At 55.9% G+C, this 20,878-nt stretch carries 22 protein-coding genes and 1 riboswitch; of the genes, 7 read left to right on the top strand and 15 right to left on the bottom strand.

The features are described from left to right. From sdhA to sdhC, 3 genes are read right to left on the bottom strand one after another with little or no spacing between them, the layout of a single operon-like run. On the bottom strand, positions 1 to 1,764 hold the full coding sequence (gene sdhA, locus HMPREF2981_RS02500) for a succinate dehydrogenase flavoprotein subunit (protein WP_070660564.1): 1,764 nt from the start codon (positions 1,762 to 1,764) through the stop codon (positions 1 to 3). Between the two features lie 42 nt (positions 1,765 to 1,806). Further along, complete coding sequence (locus HMPREF2981_RS02495; protein ID WP_004006060.1) at positions 1,807 to 2,292, bottom strand: succinate dehydrogenase hydrophobic membrane anchor subunit; 486 nt, start codon at positions 2,290 to 2,292, stop codon at positions 1,807 to 1,809. A gap of 3 nt (positions 2,293 to 2,295) precedes the next feature. Continuing rightward, positions 2,296 to 2,754 (bottom strand): succinate dehydrogenase, cytochrome b556 subunit, encoded by a 459-nt coding sequence (sdhC, locus tag HMPREF2981_RS02490; protein ID WP_080972594.1) that lies wholly within the window; start codon positions 2,752 to 2,754, stop codon positions 2,296 to 2,298. A 332-nt stretch (positions 2,755 to 3,086) separates the two neighbouring features. On the opposite strand from sdhC, the gene HMPREF2981_RS02485 reads away from it, so the two are divergent. Both HMPREF2981_RS02485 and HMPREF2981_RS02480 read left to right on the top strand, forming a co-directional pair. Next, positions 3,087 to 4,196: a mannose-1-phosphate guanylyltransferase gene (locus HMPREF2981_RS02485; protein ID WP_048778495.1), complete on the top strand. Its 1,110-nt coding sequence runs from the start codon at positions 3,087 to 3,089 to the stop codon at positions 4,194 to 4,196. Between the two features lie 188 nt (positions 4,197 to 4,384). Beyond that, positions 4,385 to 5,698: a hypothetical protein gene (locus tag HMPREF2981_RS02480; RefSeq protein ID WP_371326214.1), complete on the top strand. Its 1,314-nt coding sequence runs from the start codon at positions 4,385 to 4,387 to the stop codon at positions 5,696 to 5,698. Between the two features lie 87 nt (positions 5,699 to 5,785). On the opposite strand, the gene HMPREF2981_RS02475 is transcribed toward HMPREF2981_RS02480, so the two are convergent. The 4 genes from HMPREF2981_RS02475 to HMPREF2981_RS02460 form a co-directional block, all read right to left on the bottom strand. Next, on the bottom strand, positions 5,786 to 6,370 hold the full coding sequence (locus tag HMPREF2981_RS02475) for a 2'-5' RNA ligase family protein (protein WP_070660560.1): 585 nt from the start codon (positions 6,368 to 6,370) through the stop codon (positions 5,786 to 5,788). Positions 6,371 to 6,387: 17 nt separating this feature from the next. Then, a complete protein-coding gene (gene trpS, locus HMPREF2981_RS02470) occupies positions 6,388 to 7,452 on the bottom strand; it encodes a tryptophan--tRNA ligase (protein WP_070660556.1) in 1,065 nt (354 codons plus the stop codon). An 80-nt stretch (positions 7,453 to 7,532) separates the two neighbouring features. Then, a complete protein-coding gene (locus HMPREF2981_RS02465; protein ID WP_013398556.1) occupies positions 7,533 to 8,381 on the bottom strand; it encodes an exodeoxyribonuclease III in 849 nt (282 codons plus the stop codon). Further along, positions 8,378 to 8,812: a hypothetical protein gene (locus HMPREF2981_RS02460; RefSeq protein WP_239661999.1), complete on the bottom strand. Its 435-nt coding sequence runs from the start codon at positions 8,810 to 8,812 to the stop codon at positions 8,378 to 8,380. The genes HMPREF2981_RS02465 and HMPREF2981_RS02460 overlap by 4 nt, the downstream gene beginning before the upstream one ends. A gap of 106 nt (positions 8,813 to 8,918) precedes the next feature. Between HMPREF2981_RS02460 and HMPREF2981_RS02455 the strand changes: the two genes are divergently transcribed. Continuing rightward, entirely contained in the window at positions 8,919 to 9,755 is an 837-nt protein-coding gene (locus HMPREF2981_RS02455) for a GntR family transcriptional regulator (RefSeq protein ID WP_239668130.1), read from the top strand. 160 nt (positions 9,756 to 9,915) lie between these two features. Here HMPREF2981_RS02455 and HMPREF2981_RS02450 read toward each other — a convergent pair whose 3' ends face one another. The 5 genes from HMPREF2981_RS02450 to purN form a co-directional block, all read right to left on the bottom strand. Further along, positions 9,916 to 10,800, bottom strand: a complete 885-nt coding sequence (locus HMPREF2981_RS02450) for a bifunctional methylenetetrahydrofolate dehydrogenase/methenyltetrahydrofolate cyclohydrolase (RefSeq protein ID WP_070660554.1) — start codon at positions 10,798 to 10,800, stop codon at positions 9,916 to 9,918. A gap of 108 nt (positions 10,801 to 10,908) precedes the next feature. Further along, on the bottom strand, positions 10,909 to 12,189 hold the full coding sequence (glyA, locus tag HMPREF2981_RS02445) for a serine hydroxymethyltransferase (protein WP_048778489.1): 1,281 nt from the start codon (positions 12,187 to 12,189) through the stop codon (positions 10,909 to 10,911). 234 nt (positions 12,190 to 12,423) lie between these two features. Beyond that, the gene (locus tag HMPREF2981_RS02440; RefSeq protein ID WP_048753255.1) at positions 12,424 to 12,993 is read right to left on the bottom strand and encodes a TetR/AcrR family transcriptional regulator; all 570 of its coding nucleotides are present in this window, start codon (positions 12,991 to 12,993) and stop codon (positions 12,424 to 12,426) included. Positions 12,994 to 13,140: 147 nt separating this feature from the next. Beyond that, on the bottom strand, positions 13,141 to 14,745 hold the full coding sequence (purH, locus tag HMPREF2981_RS02435) for a bifunctional phosphoribosylaminoimidazolecarboxamide formyltransferase/IMP cyclohydrolase (protein WP_070660550.1): 1,605 nt from the start codon (positions 14,743 to 14,745) through the stop codon (positions 13,141 to 13,143). Positions 14,746 to 14,855: 110 nt separating this feature from the next. Then, the gene (purN, locus tag HMPREF2981_RS02430) at positions 14,856 to 15,419 is read right to left on the bottom strand and encodes a phosphoribosylglycinamide formyltransferase (RefSeq protein ID WP_070660548.1); all 564 of its coding nucleotides are present in this window, start codon (positions 15,417 to 15,419) and stop codon (positions 14,856 to 14,858) included. Between the two features lie 198 nt (positions 15,420 to 15,617). On the opposite strand from purN, the gene HMPREF2981_RS02425 reads away from it, so the two are divergent. Next, positions 15,618 to 16,100 carry a hypothetical protein gene (locus HMPREF2981_RS02425; RefSeq protein WP_239653003.1) on the top strand — a complete coding sequence of 161 codons (483 nt, stop codon included), beginning with the start codon at positions 15,618 to 15,620 and terminating at the stop codon, positions 16,098 to 16,100. 135 nt (positions 16,101 to 16,235) lie between these two features. Here HMPREF2981_RS02425 and HMPREF2981_RS02420 read toward each other — a convergent pair whose 3' ends face one another. The 3 genes from HMPREF2981_RS02420 to HMPREF2981_RS02410 all read right to left on the bottom strand — a co-directional run bounded on the left by HMPREF2981_RS02420 (position 16,236) and on the right by HMPREF2981_RS02410 (position 19,319). Further along, positions 16,236 to 18,350, bottom strand: a complete 2,115-nt coding sequence (locus HMPREF2981_RS02420; protein ID WP_070660546.1) for a cell division protein PerM — start codon at positions 18,348 to 18,350, stop codon at positions 16,236 to 16,238. Between the two features lie 251 nt (positions 18,351 to 18,601). After that, positions 18,602 to 19,036 (bottom strand): PIN domain-containing protein, encoded by a 435-nt coding sequence (locus HMPREF2981_RS02415; protein WP_070660541.1) that lies wholly within the window; start codon positions 19,034 to 19,036, stop codon positions 18,602 to 18,604. 4 nt (positions 19,037 to 19,040) lie between these two features. Then, positions 19,041 to 19,319, bottom strand: coding sequence for a nuclease PIN (locus HMPREF2981_RS02410; RefSeq protein ID WP_238382392.1), 279 nt, complete (start codon positions 19,317 to 19,319; stop codon positions 19,041 to 19,043). Continuing rightward, positions 19,298 to 19,426: riboswitch (SAM riboswitch) on the bottom strand. Its footprint overlaps the gene before it by 22 nt. A gap of 264 nt (positions 19,427 to 19,690) precedes the next feature. Between HMPREF2981_RS02410 and HMPREF2981_RS10850 the strand changes: the two genes are divergently transcribed. The 3 genes from HMPREF2981_RS10850 (at position 19,691) to HMPREF2981_RS02395 (ending at position 20,735) form a co-directional block, all read left to right on the top strand. After that, positions 19,691 to 19,972 (top strand): hypothetical protein, encoded by a 282-nt coding sequence (locus HMPREF2981_RS10850; RefSeq protein WP_070660722.1) that lies wholly within the window; start codon positions 19,691 to 19,693, stop codon positions 19,970 to 19,972. Positions 19,973 to 20,062: 90 nt separating this feature from the next. After that, a complete protein-coding gene (locus tag HMPREF2981_RS02400; RefSeq protein WP_070660537.1) occupies positions 20,063 to 20,386 on the top strand; it encodes a hypothetical protein in 324 nt (107 codons plus the stop codon). 22 nt (positions 20,387 to 20,408) lie between these two features. Continuing rightward, positions 20,409 to 20,735 carry a hypothetical protein gene (locus HMPREF2981_RS02395; protein ID WP_070660534.1) on the top strand — a complete coding sequence of 109 codons (327 nt, stop codon included), beginning with the start codon at positions 20,409 to 20,411 and terminating at the stop codon, positions 20,733 to 20,735. The last annotated feature ends 143 nt before the right edge of the window (positions 20,736 to 20,878 follow it).

The following is a 20,878-nucleotide window of genomic DNA, read 5'->3' as shown; positions in this document are numbered from 1 at the left end:
TTAGTACTTACGCTCCTTGGGCTCGTAGCGAGTGTAGACAACGGGCTTGGTATCAAAACGCAGACCCTGCACACCCTCAAACTCAGACTCGGGATCTAGATAAACCATCGAGTGCTTCATGAAGTTCACGTCGTCGCGCTTCGGGAAGTCCTCGCGGTAGTGACCGCCTCGGGATTCCTGGCGGTGCAGTGCGCCCACCGACATTACCTTGGCAAGCTGTAGCAGGAAGCCGAGCTCAACGGCCTCCAACAGGTCAAGGTTGAAGCGCTTGCCTTTATCCTGAATCGAGATATTTGCGTAGCGCTTTTCGAGCTCGTCAATGGCGGCGAGAGCCTTGCGAATGGTTTCTTCGGTACGGAACACCTGCATATCAGCTTCCATCACACGCTGCAGCTCGGTGCGGATAGCGCCAACCTTTTCGGTGCCCTGCCCGTCACGAATACTGCTGAGCATCGCGAGAGTGCGATCGGCAGCGTCATCCGGAACAGGCACGAAATCTGCGGATGCGGCGTATTCTGCGGCGCGGCGGCCAGCACGCTTACCAAACACGTTAATGTCCAGGAGCGAGTTGGTTCCCAAACGGTTTGCACCGTGTACCGACACGCAGGCTACCTCACCGGCTGCGTATAGTCCTGGAATAGTCTCTTCGCTGTTGCGGTACACCTCGGTATCGTTGTTCGTGGGAATACCGCCCATCGCATAGTGCGCGGTGGGGAACACCGGAATAGGCTGGTGGTGCGGCTCAACTGCCAGGTAGGTACGCGCGAATTCGGTAATATCCGGCAGTTTCTCGTCGATATGTGCGGGTTCGAGGTGAGTGAGGTCTAGGAGCACATAGTCTTTATGCGGTCCGCAGCCGCGACCTTCACGCACCTCGTTCGCCATTGCACGAGCCACGATATCGCGGGGGGCTAGATCCTTAATGGTCGGTGCGTAACGTTCCATGAAACGCTCGCCCTCGGAGTTACGCAGAATACCGCCCTCACCGCGGGCACCCTCGGTCACGAGAATACCCAGGCCCGCAAGGCCGGTCGGGTGGAACTGCACGAATTCCATATCCTCTAGGGGAAGACCTGCACGCAAGGCGATTGCCATGCCATCACCCGTAAGGGTGTGCGCGTTTGAGGTAGTTTTGAAAATCTTGCCGCATCCGCCGGATGCGAAAATCACGGATTTCGATTGGAAAACGTGTACTTCGCCGGTTGCCAGGTCGTAGGAGACAACACCTGCAGGTCGGGGGTTGCCGTTTTCGTCTTCTGACATAATGAGGTCAAGCACGTAGAACTCGTTGTAGAACTCGACATTGTGACGCACACAGTTCTGGTAGAGGGTCTGCAGAATCATGTGACCCGTGCGGTCGGCAGCGTAGCATGCGCGACGCACGGCGGCTTTACCGTGATCGCGGGTATGCCCGCCAAAACGACGCTGGTCGATGCGCCCCTCGGGGGTACGGTTGAAGGGAAGACCCATTTTTTCAAGGTCGAGCACGGCGTCAATGGCTTCTTTCGCCATAATCTCTGCCGCATCCTGATCGACAAGGTAGTCGCCGCCCTTGACGGTGTCAAAGGTATGCCATTCCCAGTTGTCTTCCTCAACGTTGGCTAAAGCGGCGCACATACCGCCCTGTGCCGCACCGGTGTGCGAGCGGGTGGGGTATAGCTTCGTCAGCACCGCGGTTCGTACGCGCTGCCCCGCCTCAATAGCGGCACGCATACCTGCGCCGCCAGCGCCAACAATCACTACATCGTACTTATGTACCTGCATGATGCTCTCTCTCGTATGTCAAAAATCTTTAGTGTTTTACCCTTAGGGGGCCGGGCAGAAACTAGGCAGCAGATTAGCCGCCGCACCCGAGGGGCAGGGATCGAAAGCGAAGATCGTGAGAGTTCCGACCAGCAGCACAAAAGCTGATGCTGCGAAGAGGATAATCTTCAGCCACACACGCACACGATCCTTTTCGGCGTAATCGTCAATGACCACGCGGATGCCGTTGGTGCCGTGGAGCATAGCCAGCCACAGCAGCAGCAGATCCCAGATTTGCCAGAAGGGGTTTGCCCATTTACCGCCCACGAAACCGAAGTCGATCGCGTGAATGCCGTCCCCCACCATAAGGTTCACGAAGAGGTGCCCAAAAATCAGCACAACCAACACGACACCGGAGAGGCGCATCCCCAGCCAGGCGAACATTTCAAAGTTGTTGCGCTTGCTGGAGGAGCGGTTGTATTTCACACCATCAATCTTGTTATCGCGCAGGCGAGGAACCGAAACGCGTGATTTGAGTGGAGTAGACATGGCTTAGTGACCTCCAAGGTGTGAGAAGACGATCGGCAGGTGGCGAGCCGCGAATCCTGCAACAGTAATTGCCCACAGGAACAGAACAACCCACAGAATCTTAATGTGCGCATAGGTAGCCTTCTGGTTGATTTCGGGGGAACCGTCTTTGCCTTTGCTCATCACGTGCTCGACTTTGGCGTTAGTAGCTGTTCCCCAGAAGTCGATAAGAATAATGCGAATACCGTTGAAGGCGTGGTACACGATGGCAGCCACGAGCGCGGTCTCTCCCAGACCCATCACGGGGTTTTTGTAGAGACCGAGAACGCTGTTGTATGCCTCGGGAGAGATACGGACCACGGCGGTATCAAGTACGTGAACCAGTAGGAAGAAGAATATAGCTATACCTGTCACACGATGAGCGACCCAAGACCACATGCCCCATCGGCCGCGGTACAGGGTCCCCTTTGAACTATTCAGCACTGAATAACCTCCTGTCGCCGCTGAGACGACGTCGGGGTCTGTGTGTTTAACCTCGGCGGGAAGCGCGCTCAGCAACTCCTGTGATTTCATATTGTTAGTTTCAAGATACCAGGTAATTCACAGGCTTATTGACACCTCGTCGCTCTATTTACAGGAAACTACAAGGTTAATTACGAAATAGTTATTTTGCGATACCCCTCCGTGGGCTGAGTTCATGCGGAACTAATCTTTACCTAATGTGATGCATCTCTTGATATTTTTTATCTGAGACTTTCCTGGAAATCACTCTAAGAATTCGGCATATTACAAAAGCCCCCGGTATTCTGGAACTGATGAATACTGCATTAACCCGTTTCCGCCCGCTTATTCCAGCTGGCGGTGTTGGTTCGCGTTTGTGGCCGCTTTCGCGTGCTCAGGCGCCGAAGTTCCTTCTCGACCTCACAGACTCAGGTAAATCGCTCTTGCGTGATACTTACGACCGTCTCATTGATTTGAGCAACGGCTCCGTGATGGTCGTGACCGGCACTTCTCATGCCAACGCTGTAACTCAGCAGATTCCCGAATTACGAGCCTCCGACCTCGTCTTGGAGCCCTCCCCGAAGGATTCTGCAGCCGCTATTGGTTTAGCGTGCGCTATTATTTACGAGCGTGAACCGGATGCGATTATTGGCTCCTTTGCCGCTGATCACGTCATCAACCCCGTTGATGAATTTCAGCGCGTGGTGACCGAGGCGGTTATCACGGCAGCTTCAGGAAAGATTGTCACTATCGGCATTACCCCCACCGAGCCGTCGAGTGCGTTCGGATATATTAGAGCGTGCACTCCATTGGGGCTTGCTCACGCACCGAATGCCCTCGCGGTCGAGTCTTTTGTTGAAAAACCCGATAGCGAAACCGCTCAAAAATACCTAGAATCCGGGGATTACACCTGGAATGCAGGCATGTTCGTGGCACCCGTATCCCTGATGCTGCAGCATCTTGAAAAGAACGAGCCCGAGCTTTACGCCGGGGTTATGAAGATCGCCAAGGCTTGGGACACTCCCGAGCGTGAGAGCATTATGGAACAGACTTGGGGAACTCTTCCCAAGACCGCAATCGACTACGCCGTTGCTGAACCTGCCGCTGCTGCTGGCGATGTTGCGATGGTCCCCGGCTCCTTCAGCTGGGACGATGTGGGAGATTTTGATGCCGTCGCCCGTCTTAACCAAGAGAAGCATGGTGAAGGCCTCACAATTCTCGGTGACGAAGACAATGTGATCAATCAAGGCTGCAGCGGCATTGTTGTCGCGAACAGCAACCGCAAGATCTCGGTGATTGGCCTTGACGATATCGTGGTGGTTGATACCCCCGATGCGCTCCTCGTCGCACCGCGTGAGCGGGCTCAGGCCGTGAAAGACACAGTTGCCGAGCTCAAAGATCGCGGCTTGGCTGATCTTCTCTAAAAGCGGCCATCGTTTAAATAACCACGCCGTATGGCGTTTATAACATTCTCAACACTCACTCATCGGGTGGATCGGCATGATATTCATGCTGATCCACCCATTATTTATATCCCGGCTCTTACTTATTCAATAATGATTCTCATGTGTGATAGTCTCTGTGTATGTCCAACACACGAAAATCATTTTTGATGTCACTAAGTTCACTCGGTCTCGTATCTTCCCTGCTCCTTGCAGGATGCGCGGGCGGCACATCCTCTGCAGGCTCCTCAGAGCCTTCCGCAGGAGCCTCCTCAGGGGATTCAAACGCAAGCGCCTCGCAGTCTCCCATCGTTGAAGGTAAAGGCCCGTCAACCCGCCTCGCCATCACTTATGACGGCGGAGTGATGGTGTACGACGGTAAAGATATGAAGCTTCTGCAGGATATTCACAAAGATGGTTTCCTGCGCCTGAACGATGCGGGTGATAACCGCCATCTGATCGTAGCCGACGGATCCAGCTACACCTTCCTCGACACCGGCGCATGGTCGGTAGCACATGGTGACCACTCGCACTACTACACCACCGCTCCCAGCCTCTCGACACTCTCACTTCAGGCCGACCATACCGGGCATGTTATTGCCGATAACGGTAAGGTTGCGGCATTCGCAGACGGCACCGGTACCTTCGACGTATACGACCCCGCAAACCTGGTATCCAATAAACGCACGGCAACTAACCTTGAAACCAAGCAGGTTAAGCTCCCCAATCCTCACCACGGATTCGCTATTCCCCTACCTAATGACCAGTACCTCGTAGCAGTCGGGGATTCCAAAACCCGCACGGGCGCAGCCGTGGTAGACGCTAACGGTAAGACCATAACGGAGAACAAGGAATGCCCCGGTGTACACGGCGAAGCTATCGCGCGGGATAATACCTTCACGATCGGATGCACCGACGGCGTACTCATCTACCGGGACGGCGCTTTCACGAAGGTGACAAACCCTCAAGATCCCTATTCACGCTCGGGCAACCAGGCAGGAACGGCAGACTCCCCTTACGTTCTGGCGGATTATAAGACGGATAAGGACGCCAAACTTGAGCGTCCCGAGAAGTTTGCCATCATTGATACGGTCAACCGCACGCGAGAGGTATACTCACTCCCCAAAGGAGTCAGCTACACCTTCCGTTCCATGGGCCGCGGACCTAACGGCGAGGCTCTGTTGCTTACCACAGATGGTAAGCTGCGTATCTACGACCCGGCGAACGGCACCGAGCTTGGGTCGGTACAGCTAATGGATACGTGGACCGAGTCAGAAACTTGGCAGGATCCTCGCCCGGCATTGTGGGTGGACGGTAAAACCGCCTACGTGACCGACCCCGAGACTAAGAAGCTTCACGCGGTATCACTCTCGGATGCTTCTCATCCAAAGATCCTCATGAGCATTGACCTGCCACAGGTTCCCAATGAACTCAGCGGTGTCTCTTCAGCGAATGCGGCACCCGTAACTGCGGACTCCCACTAGGAAGAAGTTAGAGAACCCAAGCCCCGATACCGGTTTAGGTATCGGGGCTTGCGCTGTAGGTATATATATCAAGATTGTGGGGCGCAGCTAAGACTGAAGAGATAGTGCTCCCAGAGGTTCCCAATCCGCGCCATCATAGGCATATACGTGCAGAGTATCTACCGTGAACGAGCGTTCTTGTTCTGGTAAATCATCGAAAATCCGATGCGCCTGCCGCACCTGACCCGGCGTCAAAGAACGCCCCAAGGTGATATGCGGAACGTAAGGGAAAGGCGATGCCCACTGCCCTAACTCCTGCACGCACGCGCCATGAAGTTCGGCAAAAGTATCGGCGCCTAAGATAACGTCCAGATACTCGATCTCAGAGTTTGGGCGGAAGGTGCACACTCCCCCAGCGCGAGCCTGCACCGCGCCAATTGCGGCGAGTGAATGCGCCAGCGCATCCGAACGCCAGTCGTTCTCGTTCTGCTCGGTCAGCTCACTAACATACACAGTCACATGATTACTTAAATCAGTGGGAAGAGTCATGCCGGTTCTCTTCTTCCAGTCCACAAGACGCTGCCCCAACGGTCCGTTCACGTGGGCGATCAGACTCAAATAACGCTGCCCGGGGTGAAGAGTGGGCGATGCCTCAGTATGTGATAGATTCTCGCAGGTGTTCTTAACAGTCACAGCGTACCTCCTTCGGTCTAGCCGCGCTGTGCGGGCAAAAAACCCACTTTATCGTAGACATTCTCGATAGTAACAGTCGCTATTTCACGAGCTTTCTGAGCGCCCAATGCCAGCAAGCGGTCAAGCTCGGCGGGGTCCGCCATAAGCTCTAGGGTACGCTCACGCAGGGGCGAAAGTTTCTCGACCACAACATCCGCCAAATCAACCTTGAGATGACCGTACATCTTACCCTCATAACGTTTGACGAGAGAGTCGATGCTCTCGCCAGTCATCGCGGAATAGATCGAGAGCAGATTAGAGACGCCAGGTTTCGCCTCACGATCATAAGCAATAACGGAGCCGTCGTCAGTCACGGCAGATTTAATCTTCTTCACAGTCGCCTTCGGCTCATCCAAAAGTTTGATAAGCCCCTTATCGGAGGTGGCAGATTTCGACATCTTCGAGGTCGGCTCCTGCAAATCATAAATCTTGGCGGTTTCCTTCATAATAATGGGTTCGGGCACCACGAAGGTTTCGCCAAAGCGCGAGTTGAACCGTTGCGCCAGGTTGCGGGTAAGCTCTAGGTGCTGGCGCTGATCCTCGCCCACCGGTACGCCATCGACCTGGTACAGCAGAATATCCGCCGCCATCAGCACCGGGTAGGTGAATAACCCCACCGAGGCGTTATCGGCACCCTGCTTCTGCGATTTGTCCTTGAACTGGGTCATGCGTGATGCCTCACCAAAACCCGTGAAGCAGTTCAGTACCCAGGCAAGCTGCGCGTGTTCAGGCACCTGCGACTGCACAAAGAACGGGGAACGCGCAGGGTCAATACCGGCGGCAATATACTGGGCGGCGGTCAGGCGGGTGCGTTCGCGCAGGGACTGTGGGTCTTGGGGCACGGTAATAGCGTGCATATCGGGGATAAAGAACAGGCACTCGTTGGCGGGGTCCTCCTGCAGGGCAACCCAGTTGTTCACCGCGCCAATATAGTTGCCCAAATGCATCGAATCCGCGGAAGGCTGCGCACCGGAGTAGACACGCACACGATCCAAAGACGCATTGGGAATGAGTGATTTATCCTGTTTCTTTTCGTCAGACATGATAGATACTTTCTTCAAGGGGCGCACGATGCGAACGGCCGGTTAGCCAGCGCATCCGGCATCTTATCGGCGGGTGAATTCTAGAACTGATAATCGACGACGAGCGGCGCGTGATCGCTGAACCGTTCATCATAGGAGGCGGCACGATCGACCGTTGCTTCCACGGCTTTCGCGGCGAGCGCGGGGGTAGCCATATGGTAGTCGATGCGCCACCCGGCGTCGTTATCGAAAGCTTTGCCGCGGTAGGACCACCAGGTATAGGGCCCGGGTACCTCACCTGCGAGTTTACGCGCCACGTCTTCATAGCCGATTTCGCCGAAGAATTTATCGAAGTATGCGCGTTCTTCGGGCAGGAAACCGGCGCGTTTCTGGTTTGCCTTCCAGTTTTTAATGTCGAGCTCGGTGTGCCCCACGTTGAGGTCTCCCACAATGAGCACGTGATCTGAGTGCTGAGCGAGTTCGGGCAGGCGCACGAGCATACGGTCGAGAAAGCGGTATTTGTCATCCTGGCGGGGCGTTCCAACCTCGCCGGAGTGCACGTAGGCGCTTACGACGGTCAGGGTTTCGCCAGTGGGCAGGGTGTAGTCCGCCTCAACCCAGCGGCCAGCGTCCGCGAAATAGTCTTCGCCGATCGTGGAGCGGGTAGCGACAGGCTGGTTTTTCAGAAGCTCACCGTTCGCATTGGGGTGCTTGCGGGTTGCCACCAGTACCCCGGCGCGTCCTTTGGCGGCGGCTTCGGCGTGCAGAATATTCCAGTCGTCTTCGTTGAGAAGTTCGCGCACGATCTTATCGGGGGCGCGAACCTCCTGCAGGCAGAGAATATCAACGTCGCGGCCAGCGAGCCACGTGGCCATATCTTTCCTGTAGGCGGCACGAATACCGTTGACGTTCACGCTGGCGACGCGCAGAGTTTTAGCGGCGCGGCTCATTCTTCACCCCTCATTTCGTCGTTGACCATTCCCATCCCATTGGACGCTGTGGTGTTAATAGTATCTAAAGCCCGCTCGATCATGGCGCGAGATTCTTCGCTGTCGTCCGTGAGGTAGTTGGCAATTTCGCGGGACTGCACAAGCACGATCTGAAAGCTGTGGGCAAGTTTATCGGCAAGCATCGCATCCGATTCTTCGCGGTGGATGCGGCTAAGTTCGGCACGATCCTGTTTGATGGATACCAGCACGATACGCACTAAGTAGACGGCGAGCGCCAGCCATCCAAGAATAAGTCCGGCCAGGATCCAACCGAGCACGCTGTTGGCGTTGAAAATTGCCAGAACGAGAAGAAGTACAAGGAGCCCAACGCCGATGCAGGACCCAATAATGGCTTTACGCACGGAGGCGTTATCGGAGTCGGCGGTGGTCACAGAATTTTGCTCGCGTGTGTGCATAACATCAATTATGCCAGGATAAATGCCTCGACATACACGTAGTGCACCGCTTTTAGGGCCGGATAGGCGTAAACTATCTGTGATGACTCATTCACTCAACTTTTCAGGTTCTGTCTCTAACTCGGGTTCCCACGAGGCACCCGAGGCTTCTGCACGTGGTTCTATGACGGAGAACGCTGAGGAACTTCACGACGATCCAACCATGCTCCCGCCGGTTCCTGGCCCTAAATATGAGCAGGTTATTCGCTACCTGGAACAAAAATATGTGATTCCGGGTTCTCCCGGAGATAAACTCCCGACTGAACGTGCTATTCAGGAGAAGTTCAAGGTAAGCCGTCAGACGGTGCGCAACGCTATCAAGGCTCTACTGGAGCGCGGTCTTATCTATAACGTTCAGGGTTCTGGAACATACGTTGCCGATCGTTCTCAGGGAAGCTATATTCCGCGGGTATGCTCGTTCGCCGAAGATATGGAGCGGCGCGGGCTGCAGGCTTCAACCAGAATGCTTTCAACCCAGTGGGTTGAGGTGACAGAAGAAATTTCACGTTATTTGAGTGTCACCATAGATTCTTCGGTGCTTTTGGTTAAGCGTCTGCGCTTGGCTGAGGGTGAGCCTATCGGTTTTGAGCTCGCCTATTTGGCACCTGAGGTTGCAACATGCCTGCTTGAAACGATGGCCTCTGGCGGTTCACGCAAAGATCCTCACGACCATTGCGAGTACACAATCGAACACGGCATGATGCGCATGGAAGCAACCCTGATGACCGAGGCGGATGCGGAAGCCTTCAATCATCTGCCAACCGTAGGTGCCGCTGCTTTCAAGGTGACCACCACCAGCTATACCTCGCAGGGTTCACCCGTTGAGCACAGCGTGACGCTCTATAAAGGGGATGCCTATTTTTACGAGATGCTGCTGTAAAAAACTCCACAGCAGGCATAAGACGTGCGATAACAGTGCCCGAGTGCAACAACAATATGCACCCGGGCATTGTCGTACCTAGCTCATCTCAAAACGGCGCGAGGCTATTCTCAGAGCCGGCCCACGTGCTGCGGCACGGAACGTCGAGCTGACGGCCAGACTAGTTCTTCGCTGCCTGACGTTCTGCGGTCTCCACAACATTCACCAGCAGCTCCGCGCGGGTCATGGGACCCACACCGCCGGGATTCGGGGACACCCAAGATGCCTTCGCGGCCGCTTCGGGGGAAACGTCGCCGAAGAGTTTCTTCTTGCCGGTTTCGGGGTCTTCGGCACGGGAGACTCCCACATCCAGCAGAATTGCGCCGTCCTTCACCTGATCCGCTTTGAGCACATGCGGCACACCCACGGCGGCGACAATCACATCCGCCTGGCGCAGAACCTCGTCAAGGTTCTGGGTACCGGTATGCGCTAATGTTGCGGTTGCGTTGATCTCACGGCGGGTCAGCAGCAGCCCTAGAGGACGGCCCACGGTAATACCGCGGCCGAGCACCACCACATTCTTACCGTTCCAGTCGATACCGTGGCGTTTCACCAGCTCAATCACGCCGTTCGGGGTGCACGGCAGGGGCGAATCCAACGGCTCCGAAACGTTCAGCACCAGCTTGCCAAGGTTAGTGGGGTGCAGGCCGTCAGCGTCCTTCTCAGGGGCGATCTTCTCCAAAATACGGTTAGTATCCAGGTGCTTGGGCAAGGGAAGCTGCACAATATAGCTCGTGCAGGCAGGGTCGTGATTGAGCTTATCAATCTCGGCTTCAAGCTCTTCCTGGGTGATCTCGGCAGGCAGATCCACACGGATCGAGTTAATGCCGATTTCCGCGCAGTCGCGGTGTTTAGCGCCTACATAGGAGTGTGAGGCGGGGTCATCCCCCACGAGTACCGTCCCCAAACCGGGGGTAATGCCCCGTGCCTTGAGCGCCTCAACGCGCTCAGTCAGCTCGGATTTAATGGCGGCTGCGGTTGCCTTACCATCGAGAATCTGCGGCATAGCAGTTTTCCTTTCTATTCATGTCACGGATTCATCCGTGAGAGGTTTACGCTAAGCAAAAGACCCCGCAGACGCTTTACGAAGCGTACAACGGGGTCTTCATAAGTTTTACCAGCTCTCACTTCCCACATAGAGCGGGTACTTATCGCAGAGCTTATTCACGCGCTCACGCAGGGCGGCGATATCGTGCTGCGGCAACAGTACCGAAGCGATAATATCGGCGACCTCGGTAAAGCCTTCAGCATCGAAACCGCGGGTCGCCAGGGCCGAGGTACCGATACGCAGCCCGGAAGTCACCATCGGCGGGCGGGGGTCGTTCGGCACCGCGTTGCGGTTAACGGTAATACCCGCATCGTGCAGCAGGTCTTCAGCCTCTTTACCGGTGAGCTCGTGGTGGCGCAGATCGACCAGTACCAGGTGAACGTCGGTGCCATCGGTGGCGATGGAAACGCCCGCATCGCGCATATCCTGGCGGGTCAGGCGCTCTGCTAGGATGCGCGCCCCCTCGATTGTGCGCTTCTGACGGTCTTTGAACTCTTCAGTTGCGGCAACCTTGAACGCGGTCGCTTTCGCGGCAATCACGTGCATGAGCGGTCCGCCCTGCTGCCCGGGGAATACCGCTGAGTCGATCTTTTTCTTGAGCTCTTCGGTGCACAGGATAAACCCGGAGCGGGGTCCGCCTAAGGTCTTGTGCACGGTTGACGAAACCACGTGGGCGTGCGGTACCGGGTTGGGGTGCAGACCCGCCGCTACCAGACCGGCAAAATGAGCCATATCAACCCACAGGTAGGCACCAACTTCATCGGCAATCTCACGGAATTTCGCGAAATCCAGTTGACGGGGGTATGCCGACCATCCGGCAATAATAACCTTGGGACGTTCCGCGAGCGCGAGCTGCCGAACCTGTTCCATATCGATCCGACCGTCTTCGCCTACCTCGTAGGCAACAACCTCGTAGAGCTTACCCGAGACGTTCAGCTTCATACCGTGCGAGAGGTGCCCACCGTGAGCCAGTGAAAGACCCATGATCTTCTCACCGGGGGTCAGCAGGGCGTGCATGACGGCGTTATTCGCCTGGGCACCGGAGTGAGGCTGTACGTTGGCGTGTTCGGCGCCGAAGAGCTCTTTAACCCGTTTAATAGCCAGGTCTTCAACGATATCGACGAATTCGCAGCCACCATAGTAGCGGCGACCCGGGTAGCCTTCCGCATATTTGTTGGTCAGCACTGACCCCTGCCCCTGGAGTACGGCACGCGGCACGAAGTTTTCGGAAGCGATCATTTCCAGGGTGTTTTGCTGGCGCTTACGTTCCAGATCGAGTGCTTCGGCGACCTCAGGGTCAAGCTCCGCGAGGGGAGCCTCAAGCACGGTTCGAGTCTGCTCGGTCATACCACTCCTCAAAGTGTGATTCTTCATAAAATGTGATGAGAGTTTATGATGTGACTCTCATCTTACCGTATAGGTTAGTGCCTGCACAGATATGAAGCCCACCGTATGAGACGCCATACCAAGGGCTCTTTGGCATGTTCGCGGCGATCCTTGCGGGCGAGTTTTCCATGCCGAACCATGAGTATTGTTGCCCCGAAGGAGGCAGACGCGCGCAGGCGGCGCATCTACACCGGGTTATTCCTGAGTCAAAATAGCGGTTGCATATGCGAAATAGGCTTCACGGTTTTCTTTTCCGAGAAGCTGAGTCTGCACCACATACCCGCTAAGCACCGAAAGCACCGCCGCACCCATGACATTAAGCCACTGCTCAAGCTCTTCAGCGGTTACATCGAGTTCACGTTCGCCCCAGGCGCGGTAACGTTCCATCGCCATGGCACGCAGTTGATGCATTTGCTCCCCCACTACGGCATTGATAGCAGGCATTGAGACGGCCTCGCCCCAGGTGGCGAGCAGAAAGCGACGGGTTTTTGCCGTATCAAGAATCTTCAAGAACCCCAGAACATAATCCCACGGAGAATCCGCACGCACTTTCTCGAAGGGAGCCATGTCAAGGCGTGCGGCCTCTACCATGATCTCTTCTTTCGAGGAAAAGTGGTTGTAGATAGCTCCTGCAGAGAGCCCGGTGGCGGCAATAATCTCGTTCATCGAGGTCTTTTGATACCCGCCTTTAATAAAGCATTCACGGGCGACATCGATAATCTGTATACGCCTGTTCTTTTTGTATTCTTCACTGACTTTAGGCACGTCTTAATCCTATCGAATATTTACCCCGGATGCGTGCCAACCCAACCCGTGCACACTATAACTTTTGCAGCCGGATTGGGTTGGCAATATTCACCGTGCATCAGCCTACCCAGCTGGCGCATTCGGTTGTTGAGACAATGCCGAAATTTAGTGGAAGAAGTGGCGAGTTCCGGTCAGGTACATGGTGACGCCCGCATCCTTCGCAGCCTGAATAACTTCGTCATCACGGATCGAGCCGCCGGGGTGCACGACCGCGCGAATACCGGCGTCGAGAAGAACCTGCAGGCCGTCCGCAAAGGGGAAGAAAGCATCGGATGCAGCAACCGCACCGCGGGCACGCTCATGGCCTTCTCTGCCGAGCGTATTGGCACGCTCAACCGAGAGTTTGCACGAATCCACGCGGTTAACCTGCCCCATACCGATACCCACGGCGGCACCGTTATCGGCGAGCATAATCGCATTCGATTTAGGGGCACGCAGGGCACGCCACGCGAATTCAAGATCGCGCAGAGTGGCTTCGTCGGCAGGTTCACCGGCGACCAACTGCCAATTCTTCGGGTTATCACCCTTGGCGTTAAGGCGGTCGGCTTCCTGAAAGAGCGCACCGCCAGAAATCGAGCGGTACTCGATAGCCTCACGCCCAAATCCCTCGGGAAGCACCAGCAGACGCAGGTTTTTCTTGGTTTCCAGAATTTCGAGGGCTTCCGGCTCGTATCCGGGCGCCACAATAACCTCGGTGAAAATATCTTTAACGGCCTGCGCCATATCCTTGGTGACCGGGCGGTTTGCCGCAATCACGCCACCATAGGCGGACAGCGGATCGCAGGCATGAGCCTTAGCGTACGCATCGGCAATCGGGTCTGCGGCGTCAGGGCTTGCAATTGCAATACCGCAGGGGTTGTTGTGCTTGATGATGGCGACCGCAGGCTCATCAAAATCATAGGATGCGCGCAGGGCGGCATCGGCATCCACATAGTTGTTGTAGCTCATCGCCTTGCCGTGAATCTGCTCAGCCTGGGCGATACCGGGGGCTGCCGCGGGATCCACATACAGAGCCGCACGCTGATGCGGATTCTCGCCGTAACGCAGGGTCTCGCTGCGTTCAAAGCCCAAACCAGCGTACGGGGGCCAGAAGTTAGCGTCTTCATCCTGCTGGAACTGCGCGGCGGTCCAGGTAGCGACGGCGGTATCGTAGGCGGCAGTATGTGCGAAGGCGCCAGCAGCCAGGCGGCGGCGCTCCTCCAGGGAGAACCCGCCGTTTTGAGCGGCGGTCACGGTACGCTCGTAGTCTTTGGGGTCTACCACGACGGCGACCGCATCGTGATTCTTCGCGGCGGCACGCACCATCGAGGGGCCGCCGATATCGATTTTCTCGATAATAGCGTCTTGGTCGGCACCGGATGCCACGGTCTCTGCGAAGGGGTATAGGTTCACGACCACCAGGTCGAAGGGCTCAACGTCGAGCTCGTTAAGGGTGTCGATATGCTCCTGCTTGCGGCGGTCGGCCAAAATACCGGCGTGGATGCGCGGGTGCAGGGTCTTCACGCGGCCCTCCAGGCACTCGGGGAACTCGGTAACCTCGGTAACTTCGGTGACGGGCACACCGGCGGCGGCGATCGTGGATGCGGTCGAACCGGTAGACACCAGCTTCACGCCTACCTCGTGCAGACCGCGGGCGAACTCCGCCAGATTAGTCTTGTCGTACACGGAAATGAGGGCGCGGCGCAGGGGCAGACGATCGAGCTTCTTCATAGACACTAATTACTCCGTTGCTTCTTGCTCGGTGAATGGGTGGTACCCCGTGGCGGGGTTTCAATACTGCCCGCATACGCCGGGATGCGGCACCATGCGGGCAGGAAGTTCTAGGGGTTTTGAGTTTTGGGGAGGGCAGCGAATTCTGCAAGGGTCCGCACCAAGAGCTGACGTTCCTGCACCTTGATGCGCTCATGCAGGCTTTCTTCGGTGTCACAGTCCTCGACGGGCACCGCAGCCTGGGCGATAATCGTGCCGGTATCAACCCCGGAATCCACGAAATGAACCGTCAGCCCAGTGATTTTAACGCCGTGGGCGAGCGCATCCCGCACACCGTGTGCCCCGGGGAATGAGGGCAGCAACGCGGGGTGAGTGTTGATAATCCGGTTCTCGAAGCGGGCGACCAGCTGCGCATCCACAATGCGCATGAACCCGGCGAATACAACGTAATCGGGGGTGTAGGAAGCGATTTTCTCTTCGAGAGCGCGGTTCCATTGCTCGCGGTCAGCATAGTCTGTCGGTTCGATCAGAAAGGTTTCAACCCCGGCTGCGGCGGCTCGGTCAAGGCCAGTACAGGGCTTATCTGCGCCTACGGCGGCGATCTCTGCGTTCAGCTCGTCAGCCTTCACGGCGTCGAGAATAGCTTGCAGGTTAGTACCGGACCCGGAGACCATTATCACAATTCGCACAGCAATAGTTTAGCGCATCACATAGCGGCTGGGTAGCACCTATGCCACGGGCACCGCACCAGAAATTCTGCAGTTAAGCCAATTCCGAAACGATAAGCTAACGCCCCTCCCCCAGTCCAGATTTTCAGGGTTTCACGGTGATTCTCGTGACCGCAGACCGCCGCAGGGAGGTACCCTTAACCTATGTCAAATATGCCCCCGTCGTACCCCCAAGTGCCGCCGCAGCAACCGATGCCGCCTGCGCCGAAGCGTCCGCAGCTCACTCCCGAAGAGCGCCGCCGCAAGCTGATGCGCAGTTTATGGCTATTGCTTGCGGGTTCTATGCTGACCCTATCGGGAACCCCCTTCTTGCTGAGCCCCTTCCCCCTGTTTCTTCTGCTTTTTGTCTTGGTATTTCTGGGGATTGGGCTGACCATTATGGCGATAGTGCGCAATGCCCAAGGGCGGGGACCGTGGATTCTCTACGTTGCCGCGGGGCTAAGCCTTCTTTTTGCGGGATGGACGCTTCTTTCGGGGCTTGTCATGGCGTTGAGCCCGGATGCACAAAACTATCGGCAGTGTTACTCCCACGCACTGACGGATACCGATATGAAGCAGTGTCAAGAATCCTTCGACCGTGCAGTGCGCGCCAATACTTCTGTATCGATTGGCGAACCTGCTCCTTAAGTTCTTCTTGGGGGGAAGCTTTTCAAACAATTGTGCCGAGTGAATCTTAAGGATTCACTCGGCACAATTGCTATATTCCGCTGTACTCCCAGCCCTCTAGGTGTTCCCGATATATCGACATATCAGGCGCGAAAGTTATTTCTTCCTCTTCTTCTGCGATGAGCCCTGCCCCGTGGTGGGTTCTTCTTCCGAAGATTCATCCTCGGTGGACTCAGGGGTTCCGAAGATAACAGCCATTGCCTGAGTGGGCGTGAGCTGACGTTTCTCCTGAACGGTAGTCTCGTGCGACTGCGCCGAACCTTCTGCACTCTCCTGATCGGATGCGGGTGATGCGGCAACCGGGCGCGGCACGGCAAAGCGCTTATACCCGGACTCGTGAAACTCCGCTGACGAGGAGGCCTTCTGCGACCCAGACTCCCCTGTACGAGCGCTCTGCTCTCGTGTTTCCCGCTCGCCCTTAGTATCACCGCCATTACCGGAGGTTTCGGGGCGCGGAACACGGTTAAAGACCGGCTTCCCCGGGGCTTTCTCACGCTTGCCGGGCTTGACCGTGCGCGGCGCATCCTCGGTACCCCCACCGGATTTCTCAGAGGTATCAAGTTCCACGGTGGGTTCATCCGCTCCCGTCAGCTCGATGGTTTGTTCGTCAGATGCCGTATCCTTCGAGTCTGCAGCTTCGGCAGAACTATCTTCACGCAAGGATTCTTGCTCCGTTTTGATACCTAAACTATGCGCTCGCTGCGCTTCTTCCTGTTCGGCAAATTTATTGAGTTCTGCACGGCGGGCGTGCACCTGTTTGACGCGTTCACGCCGCTGCTGAGCCCGCTCACGCGCCTGCTCTTCACGTTCTTGTACCTCGCGTTCCTGCTCATCGTTCCTGAGCTGTTCACGCTCTGCCCGCGCCGCGCGGCGCTGCTGCAGCATCTCGCTCATGCGACTGCCCAGGTTGGGACGTTCATCGGCAAAACGCGGCAGCTCACGACTGCTGTCGGGCAGAAGCACATGGCACAGCAGGTTACCCAACGCGGTACCCGCGCCCAAAGTTATTGCGGTCGCCACGGCGAAAGCTGCGGGCGATGCGCCTACCTCAGTAAAACGCCCCACGCCTAACGATCCGCTGGATATCCAACCCAAAATATAAGCCCATACGCCACAGAGCACACCCACCAGCGAACCCAACACGAGCGAAGAAAGCGGCAGCGCAATCACCCGGTAACGTACCTTCATGGTGATCCACTCGTCCACGTGGTCTTCACCTTCACGCAAGAACCACCAACCGGCAACGGCCCCGGCGCCCAGCGAAACCGCCAGGCTCGCATACCCTATCCAGCCCAGGCTCTCAGGGATAGCGCCCAGCACCGGAAAGAGCGGAAGATCGCCCATCGTCGTCTGCGACCAGCCCACATGCGTGTCAACACCGAACGCGAACCCGGCGCCGGTAGTCCACGACATCGCGTAGATCACCAAGTTCGGAAGGTAACCCAGCTGCAGCAGGGTCACCGCGAGCGCCCCCACCGGCCCGGCGTGAAGTTCCTGGTAGATTGTTGCGATTTGCGACCAGCGCATCATCATGGCGATCACCAGCACCAGAGCACCGCCCATAATGAGCGAGAAAATCGCCACCATGGAGGCACGCACAATCGACCACACATAAGAACTCGCCCACCGCGAGTACTGGCTCATCTGCGAAATCTGTTCAGCGGTGTTCACGCCCACCATACGGGCAAGCGAACGCGATTCATAGTAGCCGCCCCAGATCAACCCGACCAGCACCACGATCTGCGGAATCAACGCCGCACCAACAATACCCAGCAGATGCCGTTCGGTACTCGCCCACGCAAAGGCGACGGCAGCAAAAATACCATAGGCAGCGCACCCTAATAGTACGGGCTTGAAGAATTCCCCCTCATAGGATGCGCGCGCCAGTTTTCGCCCAGACCTAAAGCATAAGAGCACCGGAATAATACTCAGCCCCATGGGCACCAGCGTGAGCATGCCGTGCGGCAGGATAATACCGAACGCATTCGGAATATTCAGCGGCACACCGTGCATGAGCAGCCACAGGTGGGAGGCAAGAGTTGCGAGTGCGGGAAAATCCATGCGGTTAAAACCGTTGGTAAACCACACCGCCATGAGCAGAACGAGCACAAGCCCGAAAGAAAGCGCGGCGGTAAAAACTAATTCAACGATGCCCTGCAGCCAGAGTGGCATAGGGGCAGAATACCGGGATGTAGAAGAGCTACTTTTCATCGTTCTTCCATCATGCCATGAAACCTGCCAGCGCGTGCGAGCCTGCTGGGCTTTCGGGGAAATAGTTCCGGTTAAATGGCGGCTAACCTTCGTTAACCGCTCACCGTGAACATAGGGGTTACACGAACGTTACTGATGCGCTCTCACCGATGCGGCAGCGCGTACAGCTAACTGTGCCGAGCATTTCTCACGGCTTTCTCGAACACGCAGGTACTTCCCCGGCGCTTACGGTGAAAATACTGTGCGGAAGATTAGTCTTCAATCCACGGATTCACCGCGGGTACGCCCCAGGACCGGTACACCTCAGCCTTTGAAGAAACAATTTCGAGGTTATGAGCTTGGGCGCTCGCCGCCATCAGACCTTCGAGGGCGGCGGTGGGCAGGGGCTCGGCATCTTTACGTCCGTGACTGTGGGTGCCGCGCGGGGCGCTGCGTCCCGCCCATTCGAGGCTTACGCGCGCATCCACGTTGATGATATGGTCGGCGAATCTGTCGAGAAGTTCGGCAATCCATCGGTCGGTCTCTGGGTAGGGGTAGAGTCCTTTGAGTTCGCCCACGCTCAGCACCGAAATGTAGAGGTGTTTATAGGCGCGGCGGCGCAGAAAGGCAACAACTTTGGGATCTGGTGTGGCTTTGCGGATCTCGGCGAGAACATCCGAGTCGAGAAGCAGTCCTGAGGCGCTCATACCCCTATGCTACGCGCAAACCGGCATATTCGACGGCAGGAATACCCTCGGGGTTGGGAAGAAGCAGAAAATTGAGGAATTCGTCGCGCTTAGAAGAAATACGTGCGTAATCCTGAATGCTTACTGCCTGGTAACCGCCGCGTGCGGGCACGGATGCGGCACGCAGATTTTCCTGATAAGAGCGTGCAGGAGTAAGGGGGGATGCTGGAGATGAAGAGCTGTTGTACATTGACAACCATGCGCCGAATGCGCGTTCCTTTCGCGTTGCTCTTGCCTGTACCAAGTGCCACCTGAGGCGGCGAATACAAACCGCTTCGTCATCCGAGCCACCCGTGAACATGGGGTTGGCGTTCGACCATAGTCGGAGCTTATCAGTCGAAACTCTTGAAGCTGAATCCAGGTTACAACAGCTTTCAGGAATCTGTAAACGTGCGAACCCGTCAAATTCTTGTGATTTACATAACGTGATTATGGGTGCGTATCTGTATATAACCGCCTTATGGCGGCGTAGTGTGAAGTTTTGGACATTCAGGACAGGCCTACACATTCGAGAAAAATCACGGCACACTGGGTAATGTACAGAAATTTATCTTGCCTCTGATATATCACCATGTCACGCCCACTTTACGCTTCCGGAAAGAAAGAGTGATAACTGTGAAAAAGACTGTACAGATCATGGGGATAGTGGCCGCAATTTTTCTGATCATTGGGTTTGGCTTGTTCATCCTGGCCGGTTGGGGCTCACTCGTGGAATACCACGCCTTCGAATGGAGGGGTGTCGATCCCGCAGGAGCAAGTCCCCTCGTCATGGCGACTAACGACCTGAGCATTCTGTGCGCAGCTATCGGTCTCATCTTTGGTATAACCGCCATAGTTTTAAACGCTGTCAAGGGTTCTCAAGAGGTACGACAAACCCAAAAGAGCCAGCTCAACTGATTATTCTCGATCGATGATTATCAAAGACCAGGCTGAATGCTGAAGAACGTCCATTAGCCCGCAACAAGTTTCCGTTTCCGAGGGGTGGGTATGAAAATAGTACGCGTGGTTGGCATATTAGCTGCCATCTTTCTGGTTCTTGGTGCTGCACTATTTATTCTAGGAAGCTGGGGTTCACTCGTGGAGTATCATGCCCTCGAGTGGAGGGGTGTACAGCATAAAGGAGCGAGTCCTCTCACTCGATCAACTCTCACGATAAGTCTCTGGATTCTCGGTACTGGTCTTTTCGCTGGGCTTATCGTCCTGATTCCGCTCTTCACCACGGCGATCAGGAACTCCCGCAAGACGCACAAAAAGCATCCTAAACAGGCTCAAGACCTCTTGGAAGAAGGTCAGAACCAGGTTGATTCATAGAGCCAGTATCTAAGGAGCGCCCATGAAAAAAGCTATCTACATAGTTGGAGCAACAACTGCGGTGGTCTTCTTTTGTGGCATAGTCCTGTTTATTTTAGGAGAATGGGGCGCTCTCGTGGAGTATCACGCCTCTGAATGGAGGGGTATTCAATTCGAGGGAGCTAGTCCGCTCACACGCGCAACTTTGAATATAAGTTTCCGACTCTTAGGTATCGGTTTTCTCGCCGGGCTCTTCACCTTTATTCTGCTCTTCACCACGGCGATCAGGAACTCCCGCAAGACGCACAAAAAGCATCCTAAACAGGCTCAAGACCTCTTGGAAGAAGGTCAGAACCAGGTTGATTCATAGAGTCAGCATCTAAGGAGCGCTCATGAAAAAAGCTATATACACCGTTGGAGCAGTAGCCGCAGTACTTCTGGTTATCGGGTTTGGATTGCTCATCCTAGCCGGCTGGGGTTCACTCGTGGAATACCACGCCTTCGAATGGAGGG

Origin of the sequence: Rothia sp. HMSC069C01, from assembly GCF_001814655.1 — a bacterium.
In the GTDB taxonomy this organism is placed as follows: domain Bacteria; phylum Actinomycetota; class Actinomycetes; order Actinomycetales; family Micrococcaceae; genus Rothia; species Rothia dentocariosa.
Note: the sequence above shows the minus strand (reverse complement) of the source record. Positions and strands in the feature narration are given on the sequence as shown.